General features: G+C 71.0%; 21 protein-coding genes. 6 read left to right on the forward strand and 15 right to left on the reverse strand.

Annotated features, from left to right (window positions below; genetic code table 11):
* Positions 1-30 precede the first annotated feature (30 nt).
* Positions 31-1005 carry an ABC transporter substrate-binding protein gene (locus QO011_RS27955; RefSeq protein WP_307279606.1) on the forward strand — a complete coding sequence of 325 codons (975 nt, stop codon included), beginning with the start codon at positions 31-33 and terminating at the stop codon, positions 1003-1005.
* 19 nt (positions 1006-1024) lie between these two features.
* Positions 1025-2761 (forward strand): ABC transporter permease, encoded by a 1737-nt coding sequence (locus tag QO011_RS27960; protein ID WP_307279608.1) that lies wholly within the window; start codon positions 1025-1027, stop codon positions 2759-2761.
* Positions 2762-2793: 32 nt separating this feature from the next.
* On the opposite strand, the gene QO011_RS27965 is transcribed toward QO011_RS27960, so the two are convergent.
* From QO011_RS27965 to QO011_RS27980, 4 genes are all read right to left on the reverse strand, one after another.
* Positions 2794-4059 (reverse strand): FtsX-like permease family protein, encoded by a 1266-nt coding sequence (locus QO011_RS27965; RefSeq protein WP_307279611.1) that lies wholly within the window; start codon positions 4057-4059, stop codon positions 2794-2796.
* Positions 4060-4077: 18 nt separating this feature from the next.
* Positions 4078-4746, reverse strand: a complete 669-nt coding sequence (locus QO011_RS27970) for an ABC transporter ATP-binding protein (protein WP_307279613.1) — start codon at positions 4744-4746, stop codon at positions 4078-4080.
* The gene (locus QO011_RS27975; RefSeq protein ID WP_307279615.1) at positions 4743-5204 is read right to left on the reverse strand and encodes a hypothetical protein; all 462 of its coding nucleotides are present in this window, start codon (positions 5202-5204) and stop codon (positions 4743-4745) included. The genes QO011_RS27970 and QO011_RS27975 overlap by 4 nt, the downstream gene beginning before the upstream one ends.
* A 69-nt stretch (positions 5205-5273) precedes the next feature.
* Entirely contained in the window at positions 5274-7016 is a 1743-nt protein-coding gene (locus QO011_RS27980) for an alkaline phosphatase (RefSeq protein ID WP_307279619.1), read from the reverse strand.
* 134 nt (positions 7017-7150) lie between these two features.
* Between QO011_RS27980 and QO011_RS27985 the strand changes: the two genes are divergently transcribed.
* Positions 7151-8056 carry a class I SAM-dependent methyltransferase gene (locus tag QO011_RS27985; protein WP_307279623.1) on the forward strand — a complete coding sequence of 302 codons (906 nt, stop codon included), beginning with the start codon at positions 7151-7153 and terminating at the stop codon, positions 8054-8056.
* Positions 8053-8910, forward strand: coding sequence for a TrmH family RNA methyltransferase (locus QO011_RS27990; protein ID WP_307279626.1), 858 nt, complete (start codon positions 8053-8055; stop codon positions 8908-8910). Before QO011_RS27985 ends, QO011_RS27990 begins: the two co-directional genes overlap by 4 nt.
* 10 nt (positions 8911-8920) lie before the next feature.
* Here the strand turns inward: QO011_RS27990 and QO011_RS27995 are convergent, their stop codons facing one another.
* On the reverse strand, positions 8921-9106 hold the full coding sequence (locus QO011_RS27995; RefSeq protein ID WP_307279629.1) for a hypothetical protein: 186 nt from the start codon (positions 9104-9106) through the stop codon (positions 8921-8923).
* 43 nt (positions 9107-9149) lie between these two features.
* Positions 9150-9812, reverse strand: coding sequence for a class I SAM-dependent methyltransferase (locus QO011_RS28000; RefSeq protein ID WP_307279632.1), 663 nt, complete (start codon positions 9810-9812; stop codon positions 9150-9152).
* Positions 9813-9878: 66 nt separating this feature from the next.
* Between QO011_RS28000 and QO011_RS28005 the strand changes: the two genes are divergently transcribed.
* Positions 9879-10187 carry a HigA family addiction module antitoxin gene (locus tag QO011_RS28005; protein WP_370882017.1) on the forward strand — a complete coding sequence of 103 codons (309 nt, stop codon included), beginning with the start codon at positions 9879-9881 and terminating at the stop codon, positions 10185-10187.
* 15 nt (positions 10188-10202) lie between these two features.
* Here QO011_RS28005 and QO011_RS28010 read toward each other — a convergent pair whose 3' ends face one another.
* The 3 genes from QO011_RS28010 to QO011_RS28020 are packed head-to-tail and all read right to left on the reverse strand — an operon-like array spanning position 10203 to position 13403.
* Entirely contained in the window at positions 10203-11810 is a 1608-nt protein-coding gene (locus tag QO011_RS28010; RefSeq protein WP_307279635.1) for a Mur ligase family protein, read from the reverse strand.
* Positions 11810-12583 carry an alpha/beta fold hydrolase gene (locus QO011_RS28015; RefSeq protein WP_307279637.1) on the reverse strand — a complete coding sequence of 258 codons (774 nt, stop codon included), beginning with the start codon at positions 12581-12583 and terminating at the stop codon, positions 11810-11812. The genes QO011_RS28010 and QO011_RS28015 overlap by 1 nt, the downstream gene beginning before the upstream one ends.
* Positions 12584-12593: 10 nt before the next feature.
* Entirely contained in the window at positions 12594-13403 is an 810-nt protein-coding gene (locus tag QO011_RS28020) for a M15 family metallopeptidase (protein ID WP_307279638.1), read from the reverse strand.
* A gap of 171 nt (positions 13404-13574) precedes the next feature.
* Here QO011_RS28020 and QO011_RS28025 point away from each other — a divergent pair, with 171 nt between their 5' ends.
* Positions 13575-14735: a YbfB/YjiJ family MFS transporter gene (locus tag QO011_RS28025; protein ID WP_307279640.1), complete on the forward strand. Its 1161-nt coding sequence runs from the start codon at positions 13575-13577 to the stop codon at positions 14733-14735.
* Positions 14736-14750: 15 nt separating this feature from the next.
* Here the strand turns inward: QO011_RS28025 and QO011_RS28030 are convergent, their stop codons facing one another.
* From QO011_RS28030 to QO011_RS28055, 6 genes are all read right to left on the reverse strand, one after another.
* Positions 14751-15965: an acyl-CoA dehydrogenase gene (locus QO011_RS28030; protein WP_307279642.1), complete on the reverse strand. Its 1215-nt coding sequence runs from the start codon at positions 15963-15965 to the stop codon at positions 14751-14753.
* A 116-nt stretch (positions 15966-16081) separates the two neighbouring features.
* Complete coding sequence (locus QO011_RS28035; RefSeq protein ID WP_307279644.1) at positions 16082-17113, reverse strand: ABC transporter permease; 1032 nt, start codon at positions 17111-17113, stop codon at positions 16082-16084.
* 13 nt (positions 17114-17126) lie between these two features.
* The gene (locus QO011_RS28040) at positions 17127-18647 is read right to left on the reverse strand and encodes a sugar ABC transporter ATP-binding protein (protein WP_307279646.1); all 1521 of its coding nucleotides are present in this window, start codon (positions 18645-18647) and stop codon (positions 17127-17129) included.
* A 221-nt stretch (positions 18648-18868) separates the two neighbouring features.
* Positions 18869-19903: a sugar ABC transporter substrate-binding protein gene (locus QO011_RS28045; RefSeq protein ID WP_307279648.1), complete on the reverse strand. Its 1035-nt coding sequence runs from the start codon at positions 19901-19903 to the stop codon at positions 18869-18871.
* A 183-nt stretch (positions 19904-20086) separates the two neighbouring features.
* The gene (locus QO011_RS28050; RefSeq protein ID WP_307279650.1) at positions 20087-20581 is read right to left on the reverse strand and encodes a response regulator; all 495 of its coding nucleotides are present in this window, start codon (positions 20579-20581) and stop codon (positions 20087-20089) included.
* The gene (locus QO011_RS28055; RefSeq protein ID WP_307279652.1) at positions 20578-20922 is read right to left on the reverse strand and encodes a DUF2934 domain-containing protein; all 345 of its coding nucleotides are present in this window, start codon (positions 20920-20922) and stop codon (positions 20578-20580) included. Before QO011_RS28055 ends, QO011_RS28050 begins: the two co-directional genes overlap by 4 nt.
* Positions 20923-21081: the final 159 nt, after the last annotated feature.

Genomic DNA, 21081 nt, shown 5'->3' on the forward strand with positions numbered 1-21081 from the left:
CCACGTACCCTTGCACCGATCGAGGATCTCATGCGCCACATCGCCGTCGCCGGCCTGCTCATCGCCGCCAGCCTGTCCACCGCCATGGCCGCGGAAGGCAAGCTCGTGCTCTACACCAGCCAGCCCAACACCGACGCCCAGCAGACCGTCGACGCCTTCAAGGCGAAGAACCCGGGCGTCGAGGTCGACTGGGTGCGCGACGGCACGCCCAAGGTGATGGCCAAGCTCCGGGCCGAGATCGAGGCCGGCGCGCCGCAGCCCGACGTGCTCCTGATCTCCGACGTCGTCACCATGGAGGGCCTCAAGAAGGAAGGCCGCCTGATGGCCTATCCCGGCGCCGACGTCTCGGCCTTCGATGCCCAGCTGATGGACAAGGACAAGGCCTATTTCTCCACCAAGCTGATCACGACGGGCATCGTCTACAACGCCAAGGCCCCGTTCAAGCCGACGAGCTGGGCGGACCTGGAGAAGCCCGAAGCCCGCGGCCTCGTCACCATGCCGAGCCCGCTGACCTCGGGCGCGGCGATGATCCACACGGTGACGCTGACGCAGAACCTGCCGCAGGGCTGGGACTATTATGCCGCGCTCGCCAGGAACGGCGCCCAGGCCGCCGGCGGCAACGGCGACGTGCTCAAGGCGGTGAGCGGCGGCGACAAGCTCTTCGGCATGATCGTCGACTACATGCCGATCCGCGAGAAGGCCAAGGGCGCCCCGGTCGAGTTCGTGTTCCCGGCCGAGGGCGTCTCGGCGGTGACCGAGCCGGTCGCCATCCTCTCCACCGCCAGGAATCCCGAGGCGGCCAAGGCCTTCGTCGACTTCCTGCTCTCCGAGGACGGGCAGAAGCTGGCGGCGAAGATGGGCTATATCCCCGCCCGCCGCGACGTCGCCCTGCCGCCGGGCTATCCCGAGCGCGACACGATCAAGGTGCTGCCCTTCGATGCGGCCGGCGCGCTTGCCAACGATGCCGCCAACAAGGGAAAGTTCTCGGACGTGATGGCGCAGTAGCGCCGCGTCCGGAGCCTCGATGGCGGATCTGGCCTCGCACAAGTCCCCGGCGCCCGCCGCCGGGGACCGGCATGCCGCATGGCGGCTGCCCCTCGGCTGGTGGGCGGCGGTCGGCGCCGTCGGCCTGCTGGCGCTGCTGCTCTTCGCCCTGCCGGTGGCGCGGCTGGCGCTCGCCGCCCTCGCGCCCGGCGGTGCATTCGACCCGGCGGGCCTGGCGGATCGCCTGACGCGGCCCTCGGTGGTGCGCGCCACGCTCAACACCCTCGACACCGCCGCCTTCGGCGCCGTCGCCGCCCTGGTCATCGGCGTGCCGGTCGCCGTGCTGGTGGCCCTGAGCGATCTGCCGGGCCGGCGCAGCCTCGCCTTCCTCTTCCTGCTGCCGCTGATGATCGCGCCGCAGGTGATGGCCCTCGCCTTCCTGCACCTTCTCGGCCCGTCCAGCGCGCTGCTCGGCGCCGTCGGCCTCGCGCCGCCGCCCGGCAGCGCCAATCCGCTGCTCGGCCGTGGCGGCATCATCCTGCTCTACGGCATCCAGCACGCGCCGATCGTCTTCCTCACGCTGCGCGCCGGCCTGACGCGCGTGCCGCGCGACCTCCTCGATGCCGCGCGCACCGCCGGGGCCGGGCCGCTCAGGGCGCTGGCGACGGTGGTGCTGCCGGCGGTGCGGCCCTCCCTGATCGCGGCGGCGGCGCTCGCCTTCGTCTCCGGCGTCGGCAATTTCGGCATCCCCGCCCTGCTCGGCCTGCCGGTCAACTACCTCACCCTGACCACGCTGATCTACCAGCGGATCTCGAGCTTCGGCCCCACCGGCCTGCCGGATGCGGCGGCCCTGTCGATGGCGATCGGCCTCATCGCCCTCATCGGCATCGGCGTCCAGGCCGTGGCCGTGGGGGCGCGGCCGATCCGGCTTGCCACCGGCGCGCCGGCGCGGATCGCCCTCGGGCGCGCCGGCCCGGCCTTCGCCGTCCTCGCCTGGCTGCTGATCGGCCTGATCCTGATCCTGCCGGCGGCGGCACTGCTGGCGACGGCGCTGGTGCCGACCTTCGGCGTGCCGCTGACGCCGGCGACCGCGACGCTCGACAATTTCGCCGAGGTGCTGACCCGGCAGGCCGCGACCCTGCGCGCCTTCCGCAACTCCACCCTGCTCGCCGGCGGCGCCGCGCTGGTGCTGGCGCTCGCCGCGGTGCTGGTCGCCGTGGTCGCCGAGCGGCTGCCGCGGCCGGCGCAGCGCCTGATCCAGGCCGGCGCCGACCTCACCTATGCCCTGCCGGGCATCGTGCTCGCCATCGCCTGCATCCTGCTGTTCCTCCGGCCGCTGCCGCTGATCGGCAGCCTCTACGGCACGGCGGCGATCATCCTCGTCGCCTATCTCATGCGCTTCATGAGCCTGGCGCTGAAGCCGGTGACATCAGCGGTCGGGCAGGTGCCGCGCCAGCTGGCCGAGGCGGCCGCGACATCAGGCGCCGGGCCGGTGCGGCGCCTCGTCGGCATCACCCTGCCGCTGGTCGCCCCGTCCGCCGCCGCCGGCGCCCTCCTGGTGTTCATGAGCGCCTTCAACGAGCTCACCGTCTCGGCGCTGCTGTGGTCGGGCGGCAACGAGACGCTCGGCGTCGTGCTGTTCAGCCTGGAAGAGGCCGGGCTCGGCACCCAGGCGGCCGCCATCGCCGTGACGACGGTGGCGGTGACGATCCTGCTCCTCGCCCTGGTCGACCGGCTGGGACGGCGGCTCGCGCCCGGCGTCCTGCCCTGGCGCTGAGCGGGAGGCCGGAGAAGAGAGCCCGTTCCGGCTCAGGCCCGCAGGGCGCTGGCCGGCGCCTGCCGGTAGGCGAGGACCGCCGGCGCTGCGGCGACCAGGGCCGCCAGGCCGACAAGCACGGCGAGCGACAGCGCGTCCGCCGCGACGAAGGCCACGGGCAGGGCGACGCCGCTCGCCGCCGTCAACATGGAGGAGGCGAGCCGCGCCGCGCCGTAGCCCAGGACGAAGCCGGCGAGCATGCCGGCGCCGCTGACCAGGAACACTTCCAGCCAGACGATGGCGAAGACCGCCGCACGCGGCGCGCCGAAGGCCCGGAGCGCGCCGATCTGGCGACGGCGCTGCAGGACCTGCACCGCCACGACCAGCAGGATGGCCGCGGCCACCAGCAGCTGCGCCGCGGCGGCGACGGCGGCGAGGATCAGCCGGGCATCGCCGAGCGTGCCGTAGAGCCGGGTCAGCACCTCGCCCGGGAAGACGGCGAGGGTCCGCTCGGTGCGGAACGCCTGCCGGAGCTTGTAGGCGTCGGCAATGGTCCGCGGCTTGACCAGGATCGCGGGGACGCCGGGCGCGACGGGCGAAGCCGTCGCCTCCAGATCAATCGCGGTGTCGAGATCGAGCGCGGCCTCGGCGTGCCCGTCATGGTCATGATCGTGGTCCGCGTGCTGGCCCTCGGCGTCGGCGTTAGCCGCCTCCCCCGCCGCGTGGCCGTGCACGCGCCAGACCGCCTCGATCGGCACGAGCACGGCCCGGTCCCAGGCCGTGCCGGTCGGCGCCAGGCGGCCGACGACGGTGTAGGTGACGGAGGCATGCGCCTCCCCGCCCTCGTGCAGGCGGCCGTGCAGGGGGTGGAAGGTCTCGCCCGGCGCCAGCGCCGCCCGCGCGCCGACGACCGCCTCGCCCAGCCGGGCGAATCCACGGCCCTCCGCGACGCCGCCGAGCCCGATCACCAGGTCCTGGGTGGTGCCGACGACGGGGGCCTCGCCGGCGAAGTCGCCGAAGCCGATCGGCGCCGCCCAGGCGACGCGCGGATCGGCCCTGAGGCCGGCGAGCACGCTGCCGGGCAGCAGCGGCAGGGGCGCCGGCTGCAGGAAGACCGAGGAGAGCACGAGCTGCGTCTCGCTGCCCGGCGCGCCGACCACGAGATCGAAGGCGCTCGCCGCCCGGGCGCTGCCGAGGCGCAGCGCCCGCTCCTGCAGCGTCACCATCACCCCGAGCGCGGTGGCGAAGGCGATGATCAGCAGGACCGCGGTCGCGCCGATCCAGTGGCGCCGGAGATCCGCTGCGATGAACCTGAACATGGCGATGCTGTTCCCGTCTCAGGCGAGGCGGCCGGCCTCGAGCCGGAGGACCCGGGCGAGGCGGTCGATGAAGCGGGCCTCGTGGCTGGCGACGATCAGGGTCGCCTGCGCCTCCCCGGCGAGCTCGAGCAGGAGATCGGCGACCGCCGCCCCGGCCTCGGCGTCGAGGCTGGCGGTCGGCTCGTCCGCCACGATGATGCGCGGACGGCCGACCAGGGCCCGCGCCACCGCCACGCGCTGCATCTGCCCGCGCGACATGGTCTCGACGGCCTGGCCGGTGCGGCCGATGCCGACACGCTCGAGGAGCTGCCGGGCTCGCGCCGTGGCGCCGTCCGGGAGCCTGAGATGGCGCAGGCGCTGCGGCAGCAGCACATTCTCCAGGGCGCCGAGCCCGGGGAACAGGTGGAATTCCTGCATCACCAGGCCGACCTCGGTGCCGCGCCAGCGGTCGCGCGCACCCTCGGGCAGCCCGGCGAGATCGGTGCCGTGCCAGGCGACACTGCCCCGGGGGGCGCGGGCGAGGCCGGTCAGGATGTTGACGAACGTGGTCTTGCCCGATCCCGACGGGCCGGTCAGGGCGACCTGCTCGGCGGCGGCGAGATCGAGGGCCGGGATGTCGAGGGCCGGCCGCTCCAGGCCGGGGAAGCGGACCTCGAGGCCGCGGATGCTCAGGGCCGGATCCGTCACAGGGCGGCGAAGCTCGCGCCGACGAGGCGCAGCAGGCTGACGAAGCCGGTCTCCGGGTCGGTCCAGGAGCCGACCTCGAGGCGGCCGGTCACCTCGATGCGCGCATTGGCCTGCTCGAAGGTCTGCGCCCGGTCGAGATAGACGACCAGGATGTTGTCGGGCCAGTCCGCGTCCGAGGAGCAGAACGGGCAGATCGACATCGGGATCTCGGTGAGCACGAAGAACTTGGCCTCGGCCTTGAGCGGCGGGGCCATGAAGCCGCGCATCGACACGCTCTCGCCGGCGAGGCCCTTGACCTTGTCGGAGAAGGTGAGACCGAGCACGCTGACCTTGCCGTAGAGCTCGTCGAAGGTCAGCGCCGGAACGGCGGCCGCGGCAGGCCGTCCCGCGGCGAAGAGGCCGGCCGCCGCAGCGGTCAGGCGCAGGAGGCGGCGGCGGGAAACCGGGATCGTGGTCATCGCACACTCCATGAAATGGGGTTGCCGGCCGCGCCCCTGCGCGGCCGGCTCTCCACGGGGTGGGCCCGCTCAGTTCTGAGCGGGGGCGAGGGCGAAGGTATCGACGAGGATGCGATAGACGTCGCTCTGCTCCATGTAGCCCTTGAAGGCGTCCGAGCCCGGGCCGCTGGCCTGCAGCACCACGTCGTCGACCGCATGCACGGCCGTGTCGGCCGAGCGCGGCAGGTTGCCGACCCGCAGCACCGCGCCGGGCACGTCCTTGTAGGCCTCGTTGGCGACGTATTCCTTCTTCTCGTTCTGCACCGCCGGCTCGAACGGACCGTCCATCTTCGGCCGGAAGGTCTCGTAATAGTCGGGGAAGTTGCTGGCGAAGACGGCGAGGCGCCGCGACACGTCGACCCGGTCGGGATAGCCGGTGCCGTTCTTGTGCTCGTAGTTGGGGAAGCCGGCATCGGCATAGACCCCGACCTTCTCGCGCATCTCCGTGCCGGGCTTGTCGTCGTCGACGGTGCCGACGATGGAGATGCCGTGGGTGTGGTCGCCGGTGACGACGATCAGCGTGTCGGGATGGGTCTTGACGAACTCCTTGGCGACGCCGATCGCCTTGTCGAACTCGATGGTCTCGACCAGGGCACGGTCCCAGTCCATCGGATGGGACATCTTGTCGATCGAGGCGCCCTCGACCATCAGGAAGAAGCCGTCGGCGTTCTTGGAGAGCTGGCCGAGGGCCGCCTCGGTCATGTCGACCAGGCCCGGCTGGTTCGGGAACTTGGCCACGGTGCCCTTCTTGAGGAACTCGCGGTCGAGCGTCACGTCCATGTTGCCGGTGTGGAACAGGCCGAGGATCTTGCCGGTGTTGGTGCCCTCCGCGGCCTTGAGCCCGGCCTTGTCGGTGGCGAGCGTGTAGCCGGCGTCCTGGAACAGCTTGATGTAGTCCGTGTCGTCCTTGCGCTTCGAGCCGGGCGTGGACTTGGGCAGGAAATAGGCCGAGCCGCCGCCGAGAATGACGTCGGGCTTGACGTCGTAGAACATGCCGACGATGGCGGCCTTGTCGGCGCGCAGGCGGGTATGGGCGACGACGGCCGCCGGCGTGGCGTCCTCGACCTCGGCGGTGGAGACGACGCCGATCGCCTTCTTGGTGGTGCGGCGCAGCGCCTCGGCGATGGTCTCGACCTTGGGATCGTCCAGGCTGTCCTTGGTGCGATCGGCATAGACGCCGAGCGCGTTGACCGCCGTCTTGTGGCCGGTCATGTAGGCCGACATGGTGTTGGCGCTGTCGGTGGCGATGGCATTGGTGGCGGAGGTGCCGATGAACGCCATCCGCTCGAAGTCGTCCATGTTGAGGCGGCCGTCCGCCTTGCCCTCGGTCATGCCCTTGGCCATGATCCGGGCGCCGGTGCGATGGGCGACCGACAGGCCGTCGCCGAGGAAGAAGATGATGTTCTTGGCCTTCGGCGCGGCGGAGGTGCCGAACACCTCCCAGGTGACGGACTTGGTCTCGGTGCCGGCCTTGGCCTCGACCGTGTAGGTGCCGGGCTTGGCGACGCTGCCCGCGCGGATCAGGATGGCCGAAGCCTCGGTGCCGGCCTCCTTCTCGACGAATTGCAGGCTCTTGCCGAGCACCTTGTCGGCCGGCTCGCCGTTGATCGTCACCGTCACCTCGTCGGGCTTGACGATCGACGAGAACTCCACCTTCAGATCGAAGGGCGATCCGGCGAGGATCGTGGCCCGATCCAGCGGATAGACCGTCGTGGCCTGCGCCGCGGACACGAGACAGGTCGTTATGGCGAGAGACGCCAGAAAAGCACGCATTGAAAGCTCCCCAGTTTTCAAACAGGCCCTGGCTAGGGTCTCTCCATGTCAACCGCATGACTCCGCGCCTGCCCCGCCGGCGCCCGAGCGGCGATCCCTCTTGCCCGCCCGCGCTCTTTCTGTTTTGTCGCGCCATGACCGCTGCCACGCCGCCCTTCCTGCCCAACCTGCTCGTCAGCGACGGATTCGAGGGCTATCGCCTGGTCGATTGCGGCGAGGGCCGCAAGCTGGAACGGTTCGGCCGCTTCCTGGTCGACCGGCCGGAGCCGCAGGCCATGGGCCGGCGCCACCGGCCGGAGCTGTGGTCGCGCGCCGATGCCGTGTTCATGGGCATGAACGCCGAGGACGAGGGCTCCGACGGGCGCTGGAAGTTCGCCGGCCGCCCGGTCGAGACCTTTCCGGCCGCCTATCGCGGCGTCGCCTTCCACGGCCGCTTCACGCCCTTCCGCCATCTCGGCTTCTTCCCCGAGCAGGCGCCGCACTGGGACTTCATGGTCGAGCGGCTGAAGGGGCTCGGCCGGCCGGCCAAGGTGCTGAACCTGTTCGGCTATACCGGGGTCGCCTCGCTGCTGGCGGCCAAGGCCGGCGCGGCGGTGACCCATGTCGACGCCTCGAAGAAGTCGATCGGCTTCGCCCGCGAGAACCAGGCGCTGGCCGGCCTGACCGAGGCGCCGATCCGCTGGATCGTCGACGATGCCGTCAAGTTCACGGCCCGGGAGGAGCGGCGCGGCTCACGCTATGACGGCGTGGTGCTCGACCCGCCGAAATATGGCCGCGGGCCGAACGGCGAGGTCTGGGACCTCTTCACCGACCTGCCGCACATGCTGGAGCTCACCCGCGCGGTGCTGGTGGAGAAGCCGAGCTTCGTCATCGTCACCGCCTATGCCATCCGCGCCTCGTTCATCGCCATCCACGAGCTCGCCCGCGAGGTGTTCTCGGACCTCGGCGGCAGGCTGGAGTCCGGCGAGCTGGCGGTGCGGGAGGAAGGCGGCGGGCGCCTGCTCTCCACCTCGCTCTATTCGCGCTGGAGCGCGCCATGAAGCGCCGCTTCGACAAGCCCCAGGCTCCGGCTCCGGCGCCGGCCCCGTCCCATCGCCTGGTCACCAGCCTGACCAACCCGCTGATCAAGGACATCCGGGCGCTCGGCATGCGGAAGGTCCGGGAGGAAGCGGGCCTGTTCGTGGCGGAGGGGCTGAAGCTGGTGGCGGACGCCATCGACGGCGGCTGGCCGATCCGCATCCTCGTCCACCGCAGCGGCGAGCAGAGGCCGATGCTGTCGGAGGCGATCGCCGCCACCCGCCGGGCCGGCGGCGAGGTGCTGGAGGTCACCGGCGAGATCCTGGAGAAGCTGTCGCGCCGCGACAATCCGCAGACCGTCATCGGCGTGTTCCGGCAGCGGCTGGAGCCGCTGTCGCGGCTGACCATCCAGGGCGAGGCACTGTGGATCGGCCTCGACCGGGTGCGCGATCCCGGCAATCTCGGCACCATCATCCGCACGGCCGACGCGGTCGGCGCCGAAGGCGTCATCCTGATCGGCGACACCACCGACCCCTTCGGCATCGAGGCGGTGCGCGCCACCATGGGCTCGATCTTCAACGTGCGCCTCGCCGCCGGCTCGGCAGCCGAATTCCTCGACTGGCGCAAGCGCTTTTCCGGCCGCGTCGTCGGCACGCATCTCGCCGGCGCCACGGACTACCGCAAGGTGGATTATCGCGGCCCGCGCCTCCTCCTGATGGGCAACGAGCAGCAGGGACTGCCCGACGAACTCGTCCGCGCCTGCGACGACCTGGTCAAGATCCCGATGCGCGGGCGGGCGGATTCGCTCAACCTCGCGGTCGCGACCGGGGTGATGCTGTTCGAGATGGCGCGGGACCGGCTCGACCTGCCGGACTGAGGCCGCTGGGTCAGGCGAACTTGTCGACGACCGTGCCGGTGCCCGGAGACGGAGCGGCCGCCGCGGCCTGGGCCAGGAGGTCGACCACGGCCTGCTCGCCCTGGAACTGCTGCTTGAGCACGGTCGCCTGGATGGCATCCTGGCTGCGGCCCTGCTGCAAGGCGGCGCCGGCTGCGGCGATCGACGCGGTTTCCATGATGCGCTCCCCTCGATAGAAGCCGAACCTTAGCGCCGGTGGGTTAAGCGGACGTCTCCGGCCGCAGGCGCCAGACGCTGGAGCGCTTGATCTCCAGGTCCTCCAGCTCGCGCGAGACCGGCACCTCGTAGCTGGCGAGGCAGTCGAGCCTGTCCTTCGGCAGGTAGGTGCGGCCGGGATCGCCGATCAGCACCGCGGCGCCGCGCCCCTGCCAGCCCTGCAGCCAGGCCATCACCTCGGCCGCGATCTCGCGGTCGTAGAAGATGTCGCCGGCGAGGACGACGTCGGCCTCGATGTCGAAACGGCCAAGCACGTTGTCCGCCGCCGCCGCGACCGCGACGCCGTTCGCCGCGGCGTTGAGCCCGATGGCGGCGATGGCGAAGCGGTCGATCTCGGCGGCGACGACCGCGGCCGCGCCCGCCTTCATCGCCGCGATGGCGACGAGGCCGGAGCCGGAGGCGAAATCCAGCACCCGCTTGCCGGCGACGGTCTGCGGGTGGTCGAGGACATAGCGCGCCAGCGCCTGGCCGCCGGCCCAGGCGAAGGCCCAGAACGGCGGCGGCAGGCCGAGCGCGCCGAGCTCCTCCTCGGTTCTATGCCAGAGCGGCGTGACCTCGTCGGCGACGTGCAGGACGATCTCCGGCGCATGCGGGACGGGCAGAAGGCGGGTGTTGGCGCGGATGAAGGCATGGGGATCTGGTATCATTCAAGTCGGAGCTGACGCGGAATCACGAGTCGGAGCTGACGCGGAATCATAGGAGCCAAGCCTACCATGAGGCAGAACGCAGCCATGATGAAGCATCCCGCACATCCCGGCACGGTGCTGAAGGAAGCAGTGCTCGTTCCGCTCGGGTTGAGCGTCAGCGAGGCGGCTCAACGGCTGAAGATGTCCCGGCCGGCGCTATCACGCGTGCTGAACGGGCGCGCCGCCATAAGCCCCGACCTCGCGCTCCGGCTGGAAGCAGCCGGCGTCAGCGAGGCCAAGTTCTGGCTGACCATGCAGCTCAATTACGAGCTGGCCCGGGCGCGCGAGCACCAGCAACCGGCGGTGGCACCGATCCAGGCGCGCGAAGCGGCGTAAGGCCGCCCAGCCCGCTCACAGCGACAGCTTGCGCTCGTAGAGATCCGGCAGGTCGTTCTCGATCAGCACGACGTCGCCCGTCCTGAGATTGCTGCCCATCCAGGCCTGGGCATCGCGGAAGGCGGCGCATTCCACCACCTCGCCGTCGGGGTTGCCGGCCTTGTAGGCTTCGATGAAGGCCTCGATCCGCGCCGGGGCGACGGCGAGGAGGATATCGACCTTGCCGGCCGCCCTGGCGCCGACCTTGCGGTGCACGGCCTCGTGCGCCTCGCCGAGCTCGACCATGCCGGGCGTCACCAGGATGCGGCGCCCGCCTTGGCCGACCAGCAGCGGCAGGATGTCGAGCGCCGAGGCGAAGCCGGCGGGATTGGAATTGTAGCCGTCGTCGACGATGGTGACGCCGTCGCCCTGGCGCTTGACCTCCAGCCGATGGGCGATCTGCGGCGTCGACTTCATCGCCACCAGCGCGGTCTCGGCGTCGACGCCCATGGCCAGCGCCGTGACGAAGGCGAGGGCCATGTTGCGACCGTGGTGCAGGCCGTAGAGCGGCGCGAACAGCGTATGGTCCTGGCCCTCGAAGGTCAGGGCGACGCGGATGCCGTCCTTCTCCTGCACGGCCGCCGTGATCCGGGCATCGCTCCCCTCCCCCTCGCCCACCAGCACCATCGATGCGCGGTGCGCGTCGGAGAAGGCCTTGGCGTCGGCGAAGGCCAGAACCTCGTCGTTGACGATGGCCTTGCCGCCGCGCGCGATCGCCGCCTCCGGCAGCTCGAACTTGGTGCGCGCCACCGCGTCGAGCGACTTGAAGCGCTCGTAATGGGCCGGCCCCACCGCCGTCACCACGGCGATGTCGGGCGGAGCAAGGCGGCAGAGCCGCGCGATCGAGCCGGGGCCATAGGCGCCCATCTCGACGACGAAATGGCGGTGATAGGGCTCAAGGCGCTCGCGCACGATGCGGGCGATGCCCATCGGCGTGTTGACCGAGCCGGGGGTGATGATCGCCGAGCCCGTGCTCTCCAGGATATGGCCGAGGATGTGCTTGGTCGAGGTCTTGCCGTAGGAGCCGGTGACGCCGACCACGACCGGCGCGAGGCGCTGCAGCTTCTCGTGCGCCTCGTTCCAGAAGCCCTGCTGGATGCGGTCCTCCTGCGGCTGCAGGATCATCACGGCGGCGACCAGGGCGAGGGGCGCGCCCTGCACCCAGGCGACGATCGCCACCGGCGGAACGGCCAGCGCCGCCGCGAGGAGGCCGACCAGGATCAGGAGGCCGAAGGCGAGGCGGAAGATGCGCGTGGCGCGCTGCGTCATCGCCAGCTTCTTCTTGCCCTCCTTGCGCGGGTCGCGCTCGCGCCAGGCGGCCACCAGCAGCGCCAGGGCCATGAAGCCGGCGAGGACGATGGCCGGGACGGGATAGATCAGCGACAGGGCGAACAGCGCCAGCAAGGCCAGCGAGGCCCGCCGGTCGAAGGTCTGGGTGCGCAGCATCCAGGTGAGGAAGCGGCCGCCGTCATACTCCTCCTGCTGGAAGATGTGCAGGTAGGTCATCAGCCGCCGCCAGGCGAAGACGGCGAAGCCGGCGAGGACCAGCGCGAAGGGCACATGGGGTTCGAGCGCTTGGAGCATCAGCTTTCCAGCATCTGGCTCACGGCATAGGTGACCTGCGGGCCGCCGTCGGTGAGGATGGTGTAGTGGTCGAGGCCGGGGATGATCCTGAGGCTGGCGTTCGGGATCAGCCGGGACAGGCGCTCGCCGAACTCGGGCGGCGTCTCGGTATCCTTCTCGCCATAGATCAGCGTCGCCGGGCAGCGGATCGCCTTGACGCCCTCGGTCTGGTCCTCGGACACCACCTTGACGAAGATCGGCCGCATCGCCCCGGCATTGCGGTAGTCGGCCGAGCCGTAGCGGGCCTTGCGGGCGCTGACGTCGACGCCGAGCTTCTCCAGGAGCTTCAGGGTCTTGAAGGCGCGTACCCGGAGCCACAGCCGGAACGCTTCCAGCGGGCTGCGCTTGCGCTGCAGCCCGGCGCCGGCGACCAGCACCAGGGCGTCGATCGCCTGCGGGTGACGCGCGGCCAGGCGCATGCCGACCCGGCAGCCGAAGGAATGGCCGACCCAGATGCGCCGCCCGCGCGGCAGGCCCGCCAGCCATTCGGCCATGGCGTCGGCATAGTCGGCCGTGTCCCAGTCCTGCGGCGGGCGCGGGCTCTCGCCGAAGCCGGGGAAGTCGACGAGCACATGGGCGGCGGCCCCGGCCAGCGGCCGGGCGAGCGGCAGGAAGGCGTTGTGGTCCTGGCCCCAGCCATGGGCCCAGATCACCAGCGGCGGCTCGCTCGGCGCCCGGCCCAGCGAGGCGAAGGCGTGAGCCGCGCCCTTGGCGGTGAAGGTCGGAAGCGTCACGTCGTCCCCGTCAAGCCATGCCGGCCGGCAGGCGCGTGGTGCCATACCAGGCGGCGTGCGGCGCGCCGGCCGCGCCGGCCTCCTGAAGCGTCAGCACGTGGAGCTGCGTGCCGTAGTCGAAGTGCCAGAATTCGTAGGCATAATTGGTGAATCCGGCGTTAACCATGGCATTGACCAGGACGCGCCTGACGAGAAGGCGGGGATCGTCCGGCGCGATGCGCCCCGCGGCGAGCAGCCGCTCGTAATGGTCGGTAAAGGAACGCTCGTCCGCCTCGTCGAAGCCGGCGCCGTGGTCGGGCATCGCGCCCGTGCCGGCATCGACCAGCATCACGTCGACCGAGCCGCCGGTGGAGTGGATCGGCCAGGTCGTGTCGTCCTCGGGATCGAAGCGACGCGGATCGGCGACGAAGGTCCTGACCAGGGCCTCCAGCCCGGCCTCGTCGAGCTCCGGGCGCTCGCGGGCGAGCTTGTCCCAGAAGTAAGACCAGAGGCCGGCCTGGGTCTCGACCGGGCGCCAGGCGTCCAGGGTCTTGAGGCGCAGGCCGCGCGGGCCGAGCGCCGCGTCGGCTGCCTTGAGCCGCGCCACCACGCCGGCCCGGGCCGCGACCGTGGCCACCGCCCCGGCGATCGGCGCGTGGTAGGGAGCGTTGAGGCCGTCGGTGCGGGCGTACCAGGCCTCGGCCAGCAGACCCTCCCCCGTCAGCTCGACCAGCGGCTCGGCCCAGCGCGGATCGGCGCGGTCGAAGCGCACGAAGCGGCCGTCGGACGCGGCGCCGGTCGAGGGCGCGCGCAGCGGCAGGGGAGCGAGAAGATCGGGCATGGCCCGCCCCTTAGCACGCCGCCGCGCACGGGGGCAACCCGCAGATTGGCGGCGGCGTCCACCCATGCGGCCCGCCCATGGCCGCCCCGCGTCCGGCCGATTGTCAGGCCGGCATGGCGCCTCTAAGCAGAGGGACGAGGCTTCCCCGCCCACGACATCCCGGCACCGATCATGTCCAGCCCGCAGCCCCGCCCCCTCGCCCTGGCGACCGGCGGCCTCCTCGCCCTCGCGGTCGCCATGGGCATCGGCCGCTTCGTCTACACGCCGATCCTGCCGGCCATGGCCCAGGCGCTCGGCCTCGGCAAGGGGCAGGCGGGGATCATCGCCGGCGCCAATTTCGCCGGCTACCTCGCCGGCGCCCTGATCGCCAGCACATCCGCCCTGCCGGGCCCGCGGCGGGCCTGGCTGCTGGGCGGGCTCTGCGCCAGCGCGGCGACCACGGCGGCGATGGCGCTCGCCTCCTCGGTGGCGGCGATGTCGGTGCTGCGCTTCGCCGGCGGCCTCGCCAGCGCCTTCGTGCTGGTCTTCGCCTCCGCCCTGGTGCTCGAGCGGCTGGCGCAGGCGGGCCGCGCCGGCCTATCCGCCGTGCTGTTCGCCGGGGTCGGCGTCGGCATCCTCGCCTCCTCCGGCGTCGTCTCCTCCCTGGCCGCCTGGGCCTGGGACTGGCGCAGCCAATGGCTGGCCTGCGGCCTGGTCTCGGCACTCGTCATTCCGGCGGTCGCCGTGCTGGTGCCGCCGGCGGGCGAGGCCCGGGCGGCCGGCTCCGACGCTCCGGCAGGCCCGGCCGATCGCCGCCTGCGCCTGCTGATCCCGGCCTATGGCCTGTTCGGCGCCGGCTATGTCGTCACCGCGACCTTCCTGGTGGCGATCGTGCGCGACAGCGCCGCCGCCCGGCCGCTGGAGCCCTATGTCTGGGCCGTGGTCGGCCTCGCCGTGCTGCCCTCGATCTGGGTCTGGAACCGGATCGCCGCCCGGCTCGGCCTCTACGCCGCCTTCGCCCTCGCCTGCCTGGTCGAGGCTGCCGGCGTCGCGCTCAGCGTCACGGGCTGGGCGCTCGGCCCGGTGGTCGGAGCCGTGCTGCTCGGCGGCACCTTCATGAGCATCACCGCCCTCGGCCTGATCGCCGCCCGCTCGCTGGCGGCGGCCAACCCGCGCCGGGCCGTGGCGCTGATGACGGTGGCCTTCAGCATCGGCCAGATCGTCGGCCCGATCTTCGCCGGCATCGCCTTCGACCTCACCGGGAGCTTCGTCGTGCCCTCGCTGGCGGCGGCCGCCGCGCTGATCTTGGCGGCGGGGCTGGTGGCGCGCCTCGGACGTCCGCTTGCGGCGTGAGGCCCACTCCCTCGTTCAGAAGAACGCCTGGATCCCGGTCTGCGCCCGGCCAAGGATCAGGGCGTGCACGTCGTGCGTGCCCTCATAGGTGTTCACCGTCTCGAGATTCTGCGCCACGCGCATGACGTGGAACTCGTCGGCGATGCCGTTGCCGCCGTGCATGTCGCGGGCCATGCGGGCGATGTCGAGCGCCTTGCCGCAATTGTTGCGCTTCATCAGGCTGATGGCCGGCGGCGCGGCGGTGTGTGCGTCGAGCAGGCGGCCGAGCTGCAGGGCGCCGAACAGACCGAGGGTGATCTCGGTCTGCATGTCGGCGAGCTTCTTCTGGATCAGCTGGTTGGCGGCCAGCGGCCGGCCGAACTGCTTGCGGTCGAGCGTGTACTGGCGCGCCCGGTGCCAGCAGAACTCGGCGGCGCCCATCGCGCCCCAGGCAATGCCGTAGCGTGCCTTGTTGAGGCAGCCGAACGGGCCGCCGAGGCCCTTGGCGCCCGGCAGCAGGTTCTCCTCCGGCACGACCACGCCGTCGAGCACGATCTCGCCGGTGATCGAGGCGCGCAGCGACAGCTTGCCCTCGATCTTCGGAGTGGAGAAGCCCTTGGCGCCGCGCTCGACCACGAAGCCGCGAATGACGTCGTCGAGCTTGGCCCAGACCACGGCAATGTCGGCGATTGGCGAATTGGTGATCCACATCTTCGAGCCGGTCAGCTCATAGCCGCCGGGGACCTTCCTGGCCCGGGTCTTCATCGAGGCGGGATCGGAGCCGGCGTCCGGCTCGGTCAGGCCGAAGCAGCCGACGAGCTCGCCGGCCGCGAGCTTGGGCAGCCACTTGTGCTTCTGCTCCTCCGAGCCGTAGGCGAAGATCGGGTGCATCACCAGCGAGGACTGCACCGACATGGCCGAGCGGTAGCCGGAATCGACGCGCTCCACCTCGCGCGCCACCAGGCCATAGGCGACATGGCCGAGGCCGGCGCCGCCATAGGCCTCTGGGATGGTGGCGCCGAGCAGGCCGAGCTCGCCCATCTCGGTCATGATGGCGCGGTCGAAGGTCTCCTCGCGATAGGCCTGCAGCACCCGCGGCATCAGCCGGTCCTGGGCATAGTCGCGGGCGGTGTCGCGGACCAGCCGCTCCTCCTCGGTCAGGGCGCCTTCCAGGTTGAGCGGATCAGCCCAGTCGAAGCCGTCGCCGGCCTTGCTTCCTTCGCTGGTGAGCTTGATCGCCGCTTCTGCCATGGCTGGTCCTCCCTGTCGCAACGGGGGCGGACATTGGTCGCGTGCCGCGGCGAGGTCAAGACCGATCGCTCGGGGCATGCAGGGGCCTGCACGCCCCCGCATGCCTTGACGCACTCTCAGCCGGCTGCCGGGCCGCTCTCGTCGCGCAGGCGCTGGGCGTAGACGTTGATGATCAGCGCGATCAGGAGGATCAGGCCGCGGATCAGGATCTTCAGGAAGCTGTCGATCTGGATGTGGTCGAGCCCATTGTTGAGCACGCCGAGGACGCAGAGGCCGACGATGGTGTTGCCGATGCCGCCGCGCCCGCCGAACAGGCTGGTGCCGCCGACCACCACGGCGGCGATGGCATCGAGGAGATAGCCGTCGAACTCGTTCTGCTGGGCGCTGCCGAAATGGGCGACGCCGACCATGCCGGCCACGCCCGAGCACACCGCCGAGATCACCAGCACGGCGCCGAGGATCAGCTTGACGTTGACGCCGGAATATTCCGCCGCCTCGCGGTTGCCGCCGACCATGAAGACGTAGCGGCCGAAGCGCGTATAGGTCAGCGTGACGTGGCCGACGATCAGGAACACGGCGAGGACGAGCACGATCCAGGGCACGCCGCCGATGTCGCCCGAACCGAGCGTGGTGACGATATCCGGCACGGCATAGGCGATCTGGCCGCGCACCAGCATGGCGCAGATGCCGGCGCCGATCTGCATCATGGCGAGCGTCATGATGAAGGAGGGAATGCCGATCGCCGTGGTGCCGAAGGCGTTGATCAGGCCGAGGGCGGCGCAGGAGAGCAGCGCGAACACCACCGCGAGCCAGCCCGGCAGCGGCACGTTGGCGATGTTCACATAGGATTCCTGCAGGGTGAAATAGGCGACGACGATGCCGGTGGCGTTGGCGATGGCCGCGACCGACAGGTCGATCTCGCCGCACAGGATCACGAAGGTCAGCCCGACCGCCATGATGCCGGTGACCGAGATCTGCGTGAGGATGTTGGACGCGTTGTCGAGCGTGGCGAAGGACGGGCTGGCGACGCTGAAGAACACCAGCAGGAAGATCAGCGTCACGAAGGGGGCGATGTTGCGCATCTGGCTGCGCAGAAAGGCGCCGGGGCCGGACGGGGTCCGCACTGCGCTGGTCTCCTGAACCGTCATGTCGAAACCCTTCTCACGCCGCTTCCAGCAGCCGGTCCTTGCTGATCGTCTCGCTCGCGAACTCGCGCACGATCCGCCCCTTCTTCATCACCAGCACCCGGTCGGCGAGGGAGAGCACCGTCTCGGGCTCGGCCGAGACGACGACGACGCCGATGCCCCGCTCGCGCAGGCCCCGCACGATCTGCACCACGTCCTCCTTGGCGCCGACGTCCATGCCGCGCGTCGGCTCGCTCAGCACCAGCACCTTGGGCGGATGGGTGAGCCATTTGGCCAGCGCCACCTTCTGCTGGTTGCCGCCGGAGAGGGCGCCGAGCCGCGCCTCGACCCGGGGCGGGCGGATGTGCAGGCTCTCCACATGCGTCCTGGCGATGGCGCGCTCGGCCGCCGGCCTGAGCCAGAGCCGGGAGATGCGCTCGAGGATGCTGATCGAGACGTTCTTGTAGACCGGCTCCTGGTGGAACAGCATGGCGCGGCGGCTCTCGGGCACGAAGGCGATGCCGGCTCGGCGGGCCTGCGCCGTGTTGCGCAGGCGCATGGGCACGCCGCCGACCGCGAGGGCGCCGCGCTCGGCCTTCAGCTTGCCGAACAGGGTGCGCGCCAGCTCCAGCTGGCCGCAGCCCATGAAGCCGTAGATGCCGAGCACCTCCCCGGCCCTGACGTCGAGCGAGACGTCGGCATAGGCGCGGCCGAAGCCGAGCCCGCGCGCCGACAGCACCACGGGTGCGTCGGGCTTGGAATCGAGCGCGATGGCGCCGGTGTAGCTCTCCTCCAGGTCCTCGTGGCCGAGGCCGATCATCCGCTCGATCACCCAGCCCTTGTCGATGCCCTCGGTGCCGTGGGTGACGATGCGCCGGCCGTTGCGGAAGATCGTCACCGTGTCGGAGATGGAGAGGATGTCTTCCAGGAAGTGGGAGATGAAGACGATGCTGCGCCCGCTCGCCCTGACGCCGCGCAGCACCTCGAACAGGCGCTGCACCTCCGGCGGCGACAAGGCCGAGGTCGGCTCGTCGAGGATGACGATGCGCGCACCGGAGAAGAGGACGCGCGCCAGCTCGATCAGCTGCTGCAGGCCGATCGGCAGCGAGCCCATGCGGGTGCGCGGGTCGACGTCGATGCCGAGGCTCTTGAGCTGCTCGCGCGCGCCGCGCGTCATCGCCGCCCAGTCGACGATGCCGAGGGCATTGACCGGCTGCTTGCCGAGATAGACGTTCTCGGCGACGCTGAGATCGGGCGCGATGCTGAGCTCCTGGTGCACCATGCCGATGCCGGCGGCGAGGGCGTCGCGCGCCGAGCGGAAATGCACCTCGCGGCCGTCGATCAGCATGCGGCCCTGGTAGTCGGTGTGGACCCCGGCGATGATCTTCATCATCGTCGACTTGCCGGCGCCGTTCTCGCCGACCAGCCCGTGGATCTCGCCGGCGCGCAACACGAAATCGACGTCGCGCAGGGCCGCGACGCCGCCGAAGGATTTCGAGATGGTCGCCATCTGCAGGCGTGGCGTTTCGCCGGTCGCAGCCGCGGCGTCGGGCGTCATCGGGCATTCACCATGGGTTCGCTTGGAGCAAAGCGCGCTTGGATGGAACCGCTGCCTTGCTCTCGCTCCTTGCTTCGACGCGTCCTTGCAATCTTTGGCGGTTCCGCCCGATCGCTAGATGCTTCAGGCGCGGCTTCGCCTGTCCTCGGCGCGTGCCGCGCCGTGAGAGGCCCGGGCGGAGCCGATCCGCCCGGGCCGGTTCCGACCGATCCGCCGCCGCGTCAGATCAGGAAGTGATCCTGCATCCACTGCATGCCGGCGGCATTGTCCTTGGTGACCACCGGGCCGTCGGCGACGATGTTCTTGGGGATGCCCTCGCCGGTCTTCTCGCCCGAGGTGACGGCCGCGACGCCGGCGATGATGGCCCCGCCATGGATGCGGCAGGAGGGATTGCGCACCGTGGCGAACATGCGCCCGTCCGCCACCGCCGAGATCGCCGGCGGCATGGCGTCGACGCCGCCGATCAGGATGTTGGTGCGGCCCCGCGCCTTCATGACCTGGTAGGCGGCGAGCGCCATGTCGTCATTGTGGAAGAAAGCGGCGTCGATCTGCGGGTACTTGGTGAGATAGGTCTCCCAAAGGCGCGCCGTCTTGGTCACGTCCCAGTCGGCCGGCTGGGTGTCGAGCACCTCGATGCCGGGATTGGCCTTGATCACCGATTCGAAGCCCCTGGCGCGGCCCTGCGCGCCGGTATGGCCGAGGGCGCCCTGGGTCATGATCACCTTGCCCTTGCCGCCGAGCTTGGCGACCAGGGCCTGCGTCACTGCCGCGCCCATGAACTCGTTGTTGGGGGCGATGAAGGCGTGCACGTTGATCTTCTCGAGCGGCGCGATCAGCGTGTCCATGTCGATCACCGGGGTGCCGGCGTCGATCATCTTCTGCACCGGCTGGGTGAGCGTGCCGATGCCGAAGGCCTGGATGGCGACGAAGTCCCATTTCTGCGACGCCATGTTGTCGATGGCGGCGCGCTGCTTGACCGCGTCGAGCTGGCCGTCGAACCAGGTCACCTCGACATTGAACAGCTTGCCCCAATATTCGGCAGCCTGCTTGCCCTGGGCGCACCAGGTCGCCTGCAGGCCGGCATTGGAGAAGGCCGCCTTCAGCGGCTTCTCGGACCGGCCGGCCGCAGCGGCGGCCTCGGCCGCGAGCGCCGGGCTGACGCCGAGGCCGCCGAAGAGAGCGGCGGCGGCGCCGGCGGATGCGGTGGCGGCACGGATAAAGTCACGCCGCGACTGCGGCGACACGTCCTTTGTCATCACGTCCTCCCATCGGCCCGGCGCATGCGACGCTCGTGGCGGATATCCGCCGGCCGTTCAGTTGCTTGGCCCTTTCGTCAGACGAAACGGCGCGGGGCATTGTAGGGGGACTTTATCGATTGGCAACTGGTCTTGTCCCGCGTTCTGGCTTCCCGGCCGCACGGCCGGGAAGGGGCGCCGGCGTCAGGCGCGGAGCGCCGGCGGCGAGCCCGCCACGAAGCCGCCGCCGATCTCCGGCTCGGCGGCACGCCGCGCCAGCGCGGCGACGCGGCCGACGAGCTCGATGCCGGCGAACGGCTTGCACAGGACATCGCAGTCGAGGTCGAGGTCGCGGCGCGCCGGCAGGGCCTGGCCGGACACCATCAGCACCTCCACATAGGGCCAGCGCTCGCGCACCTGGCGCGCCAGGAAATAGCCGTTGGTCGCACCCGGCATGTGGATGTCGGTGACCATCACCTGGAAGTCCCGGCGCTGCTGCAGCAGGCGCGCGGCATCGGCCGCATCCGCCGCCTCCACGACGTCGAAGCCGGCGTCGCGCAGCGTGTCCGCCATGATCATGCGGATGGCGGCATCGTCGTCCACCACCAGCACGGCCGGCCGGGCGGCGAGCATGTCGGCCGCAGCGATCGGGCCGAGGCCGGGCAGGCCGAGCCCGGCGGTGAAGATCGCCTCGCTCATGTCAGCCCTCCCTGCAGCTTGGCTTCGTGGCGACGGGGCGGGGCGATCGGCGGCAGCAGGGGATCGCGGGCCGGCTTGGCGCCGGAACGGGCGCGCGGCTTGGGCTTGGATCGCACCGGCGGCGGCTCGATCGGGCGGGCGGCGGGATCGGGATTGAGCCTGTCGCAATTGGCGAGCGCCTCGGCGCCGGGATTGGGATTGGCGAGGAAGGCGTCGAAATCCTCGGTGCGCACGATGTCCTCGGCCTTGTACCAATGCTCCTGCGCCTTGCCTTCCGGCATGCCGTCGAGCAGCCAGAGCTCGCGAGCCTTCCTGCGGACACGCTCTCCCCGTTCTTCCATGGCGACCCCCTTGCGATGCGCCCCCGGCCTGCGCCGCGCAGACGAAGAGGGCCAACGCCATGGGAATGCCGGAGGCCGATCATTGTTCCGCCACACAGGGAACATTTTCGCCGACCGGGCATTGAACCTGCATCTTCCGACTGAAGCGCCGGTACGGCC

The sequence above is a fragment of the Labrys wisconsinensis genome (assembly GCF_030814995.1).
Lineage (GTDB): Bacteria > Pseudomonadota > Alphaproteobacteria > Rhizobiales > Labraceae > Labrys > Labrys wisconsinensis.

Excerpts from the sequence above, each read along its gene's own strand:
- QO011_RS27955 (WP_307279606.1), top strand. The coding sequence starts at position 31 with ATGCGCCACATCGCCGTCGCCGGCCTGCTCATCGCCGCCAGCCTGTCC.
- QO011_RS27960 (WP_307279608.1), top strand. The coding sequence starts at position 1,025 with ATGGCGGATCTGGCCTCGCACAAGTCCCCGGCGCCCGCCGCCGGGGAC.
- QO011_RS27965 (WP_307279611.1), bottom strand. The coding sequence starts at position 4,059 with ATGTTCAGGTTCATCGCAGCGGATCTCCGGCGCCACTGGATCGGCGCG.
- QO011_RS27975 (WP_307279615.1), bottom strand. The coding sequence starts at position 5,204 with ATGACCACGATCCCGGTTTCCCGCCGCCGCCTCCTGCGCCTGACCGCT.
- QO011_RS27980 (WP_307279619.1), bottom strand. The coding sequence starts at position 7,016 with ATGCGTGCTTTTCTGGCGTCTCTCGCCATAACGACCTGTCTCGTGTCC.
- QO011_RS27985 (WP_307279623.1), top strand. The coding sequence starts at position 7,151 with ATGACCGCTGCCACGCCGCCCTTCCTGCCCAACCTGCTCGTCAGCGAC.
- QO011_RS27990 (WP_307279626.1), top strand. The coding sequence starts at position 8,053 with ATGAAGCGCCGCTTCGACAAGCCCCAGGCTCCGGCTCCGGCGCCGGCC.
- QO011_RS27995 (WP_307279629.1), bottom strand. The coding sequence starts at position 9,106 with ATGGAAACCGCGTCGATCGCCGCAGCCGGCGCCGCCTTGCAGCAGGGC.
- QO011_RS28000 (WP_307279632.1), bottom strand. The coding sequence starts at position 9,812 with ATGATACCAGATCCCCATGCCTTCATCCGCGCCAACACCCGCCTTCTG.
- QO011_RS28005 (WP_370882017.1), top strand. The coding sequence starts at position 9,879 with ATGAGGCAGAACGCAGCCATGATGAAGCATCCCGCACATCCCGGCACG.
- QO011_RS28010 (WP_307279635.1), bottom strand. The coding sequence starts at position 11,810 with ATGCTCCAAGCGCTCGAACCCCATGTGCCCTTCGCGCTGGTCCTCGCC.
- QO011_RS28020 (WP_307279638.1), bottom strand. The coding sequence starts at position 13,403 with ATGCCCGATCTTCTCGCTCCCCTGCCGCTGCGCGCGCCCTCGACCGGC.
- QO011_RS28025 (WP_307279640.1), top strand. The coding sequence starts at position 13,575 with ATGTCCAGCCCGCAGCCCCGCCCCCTCGCCCTGGCGACCGGCGGCCTC.
- QO011_RS28030 (WP_307279642.1), bottom strand. The coding sequence starts at position 15,965 with ATGGCAGAAGCGGCGATCAAGCTCACCAGCGAAGGAAGCAAGGCCGGC.
- QO011_RS28035 (WP_307279644.1), bottom strand. The coding sequence starts at position 17,113 with ATGACGGTTCAGGAGACCAGCGCAGTGCGGACCCCGTCCGGCCCCGGC.
- QO011_RS28040 (WP_307279646.1), bottom strand. The coding sequence starts at position 18,647 with ATGACGCCCGACGCCGCGGCTGCGACCGGCGAAACGCCACGCCTGCAG.
- QO011_RS28045 (WP_307279648.1), bottom strand. The coding sequence starts at position 19,903 with ATGACAAAGGACGTGTCGCCGCAGTCGCGGCGTGACTTTATCCGTGCC.
- QO011_RS28050 (WP_307279650.1), bottom strand. The coding sequence starts at position 20,581 with ATGAGCGAGGCGATCTTCACCGCCGGGCTCGGCCTGCCCGGCCTCGGC.
- QO011_RS28055 (WP_307279652.1), bottom strand. The coding sequence starts at position 20,922 with ATGGAAGAACGGGGAGAGCGTGTCCGCAGGAAGGCTCGCGAGCTCTGG.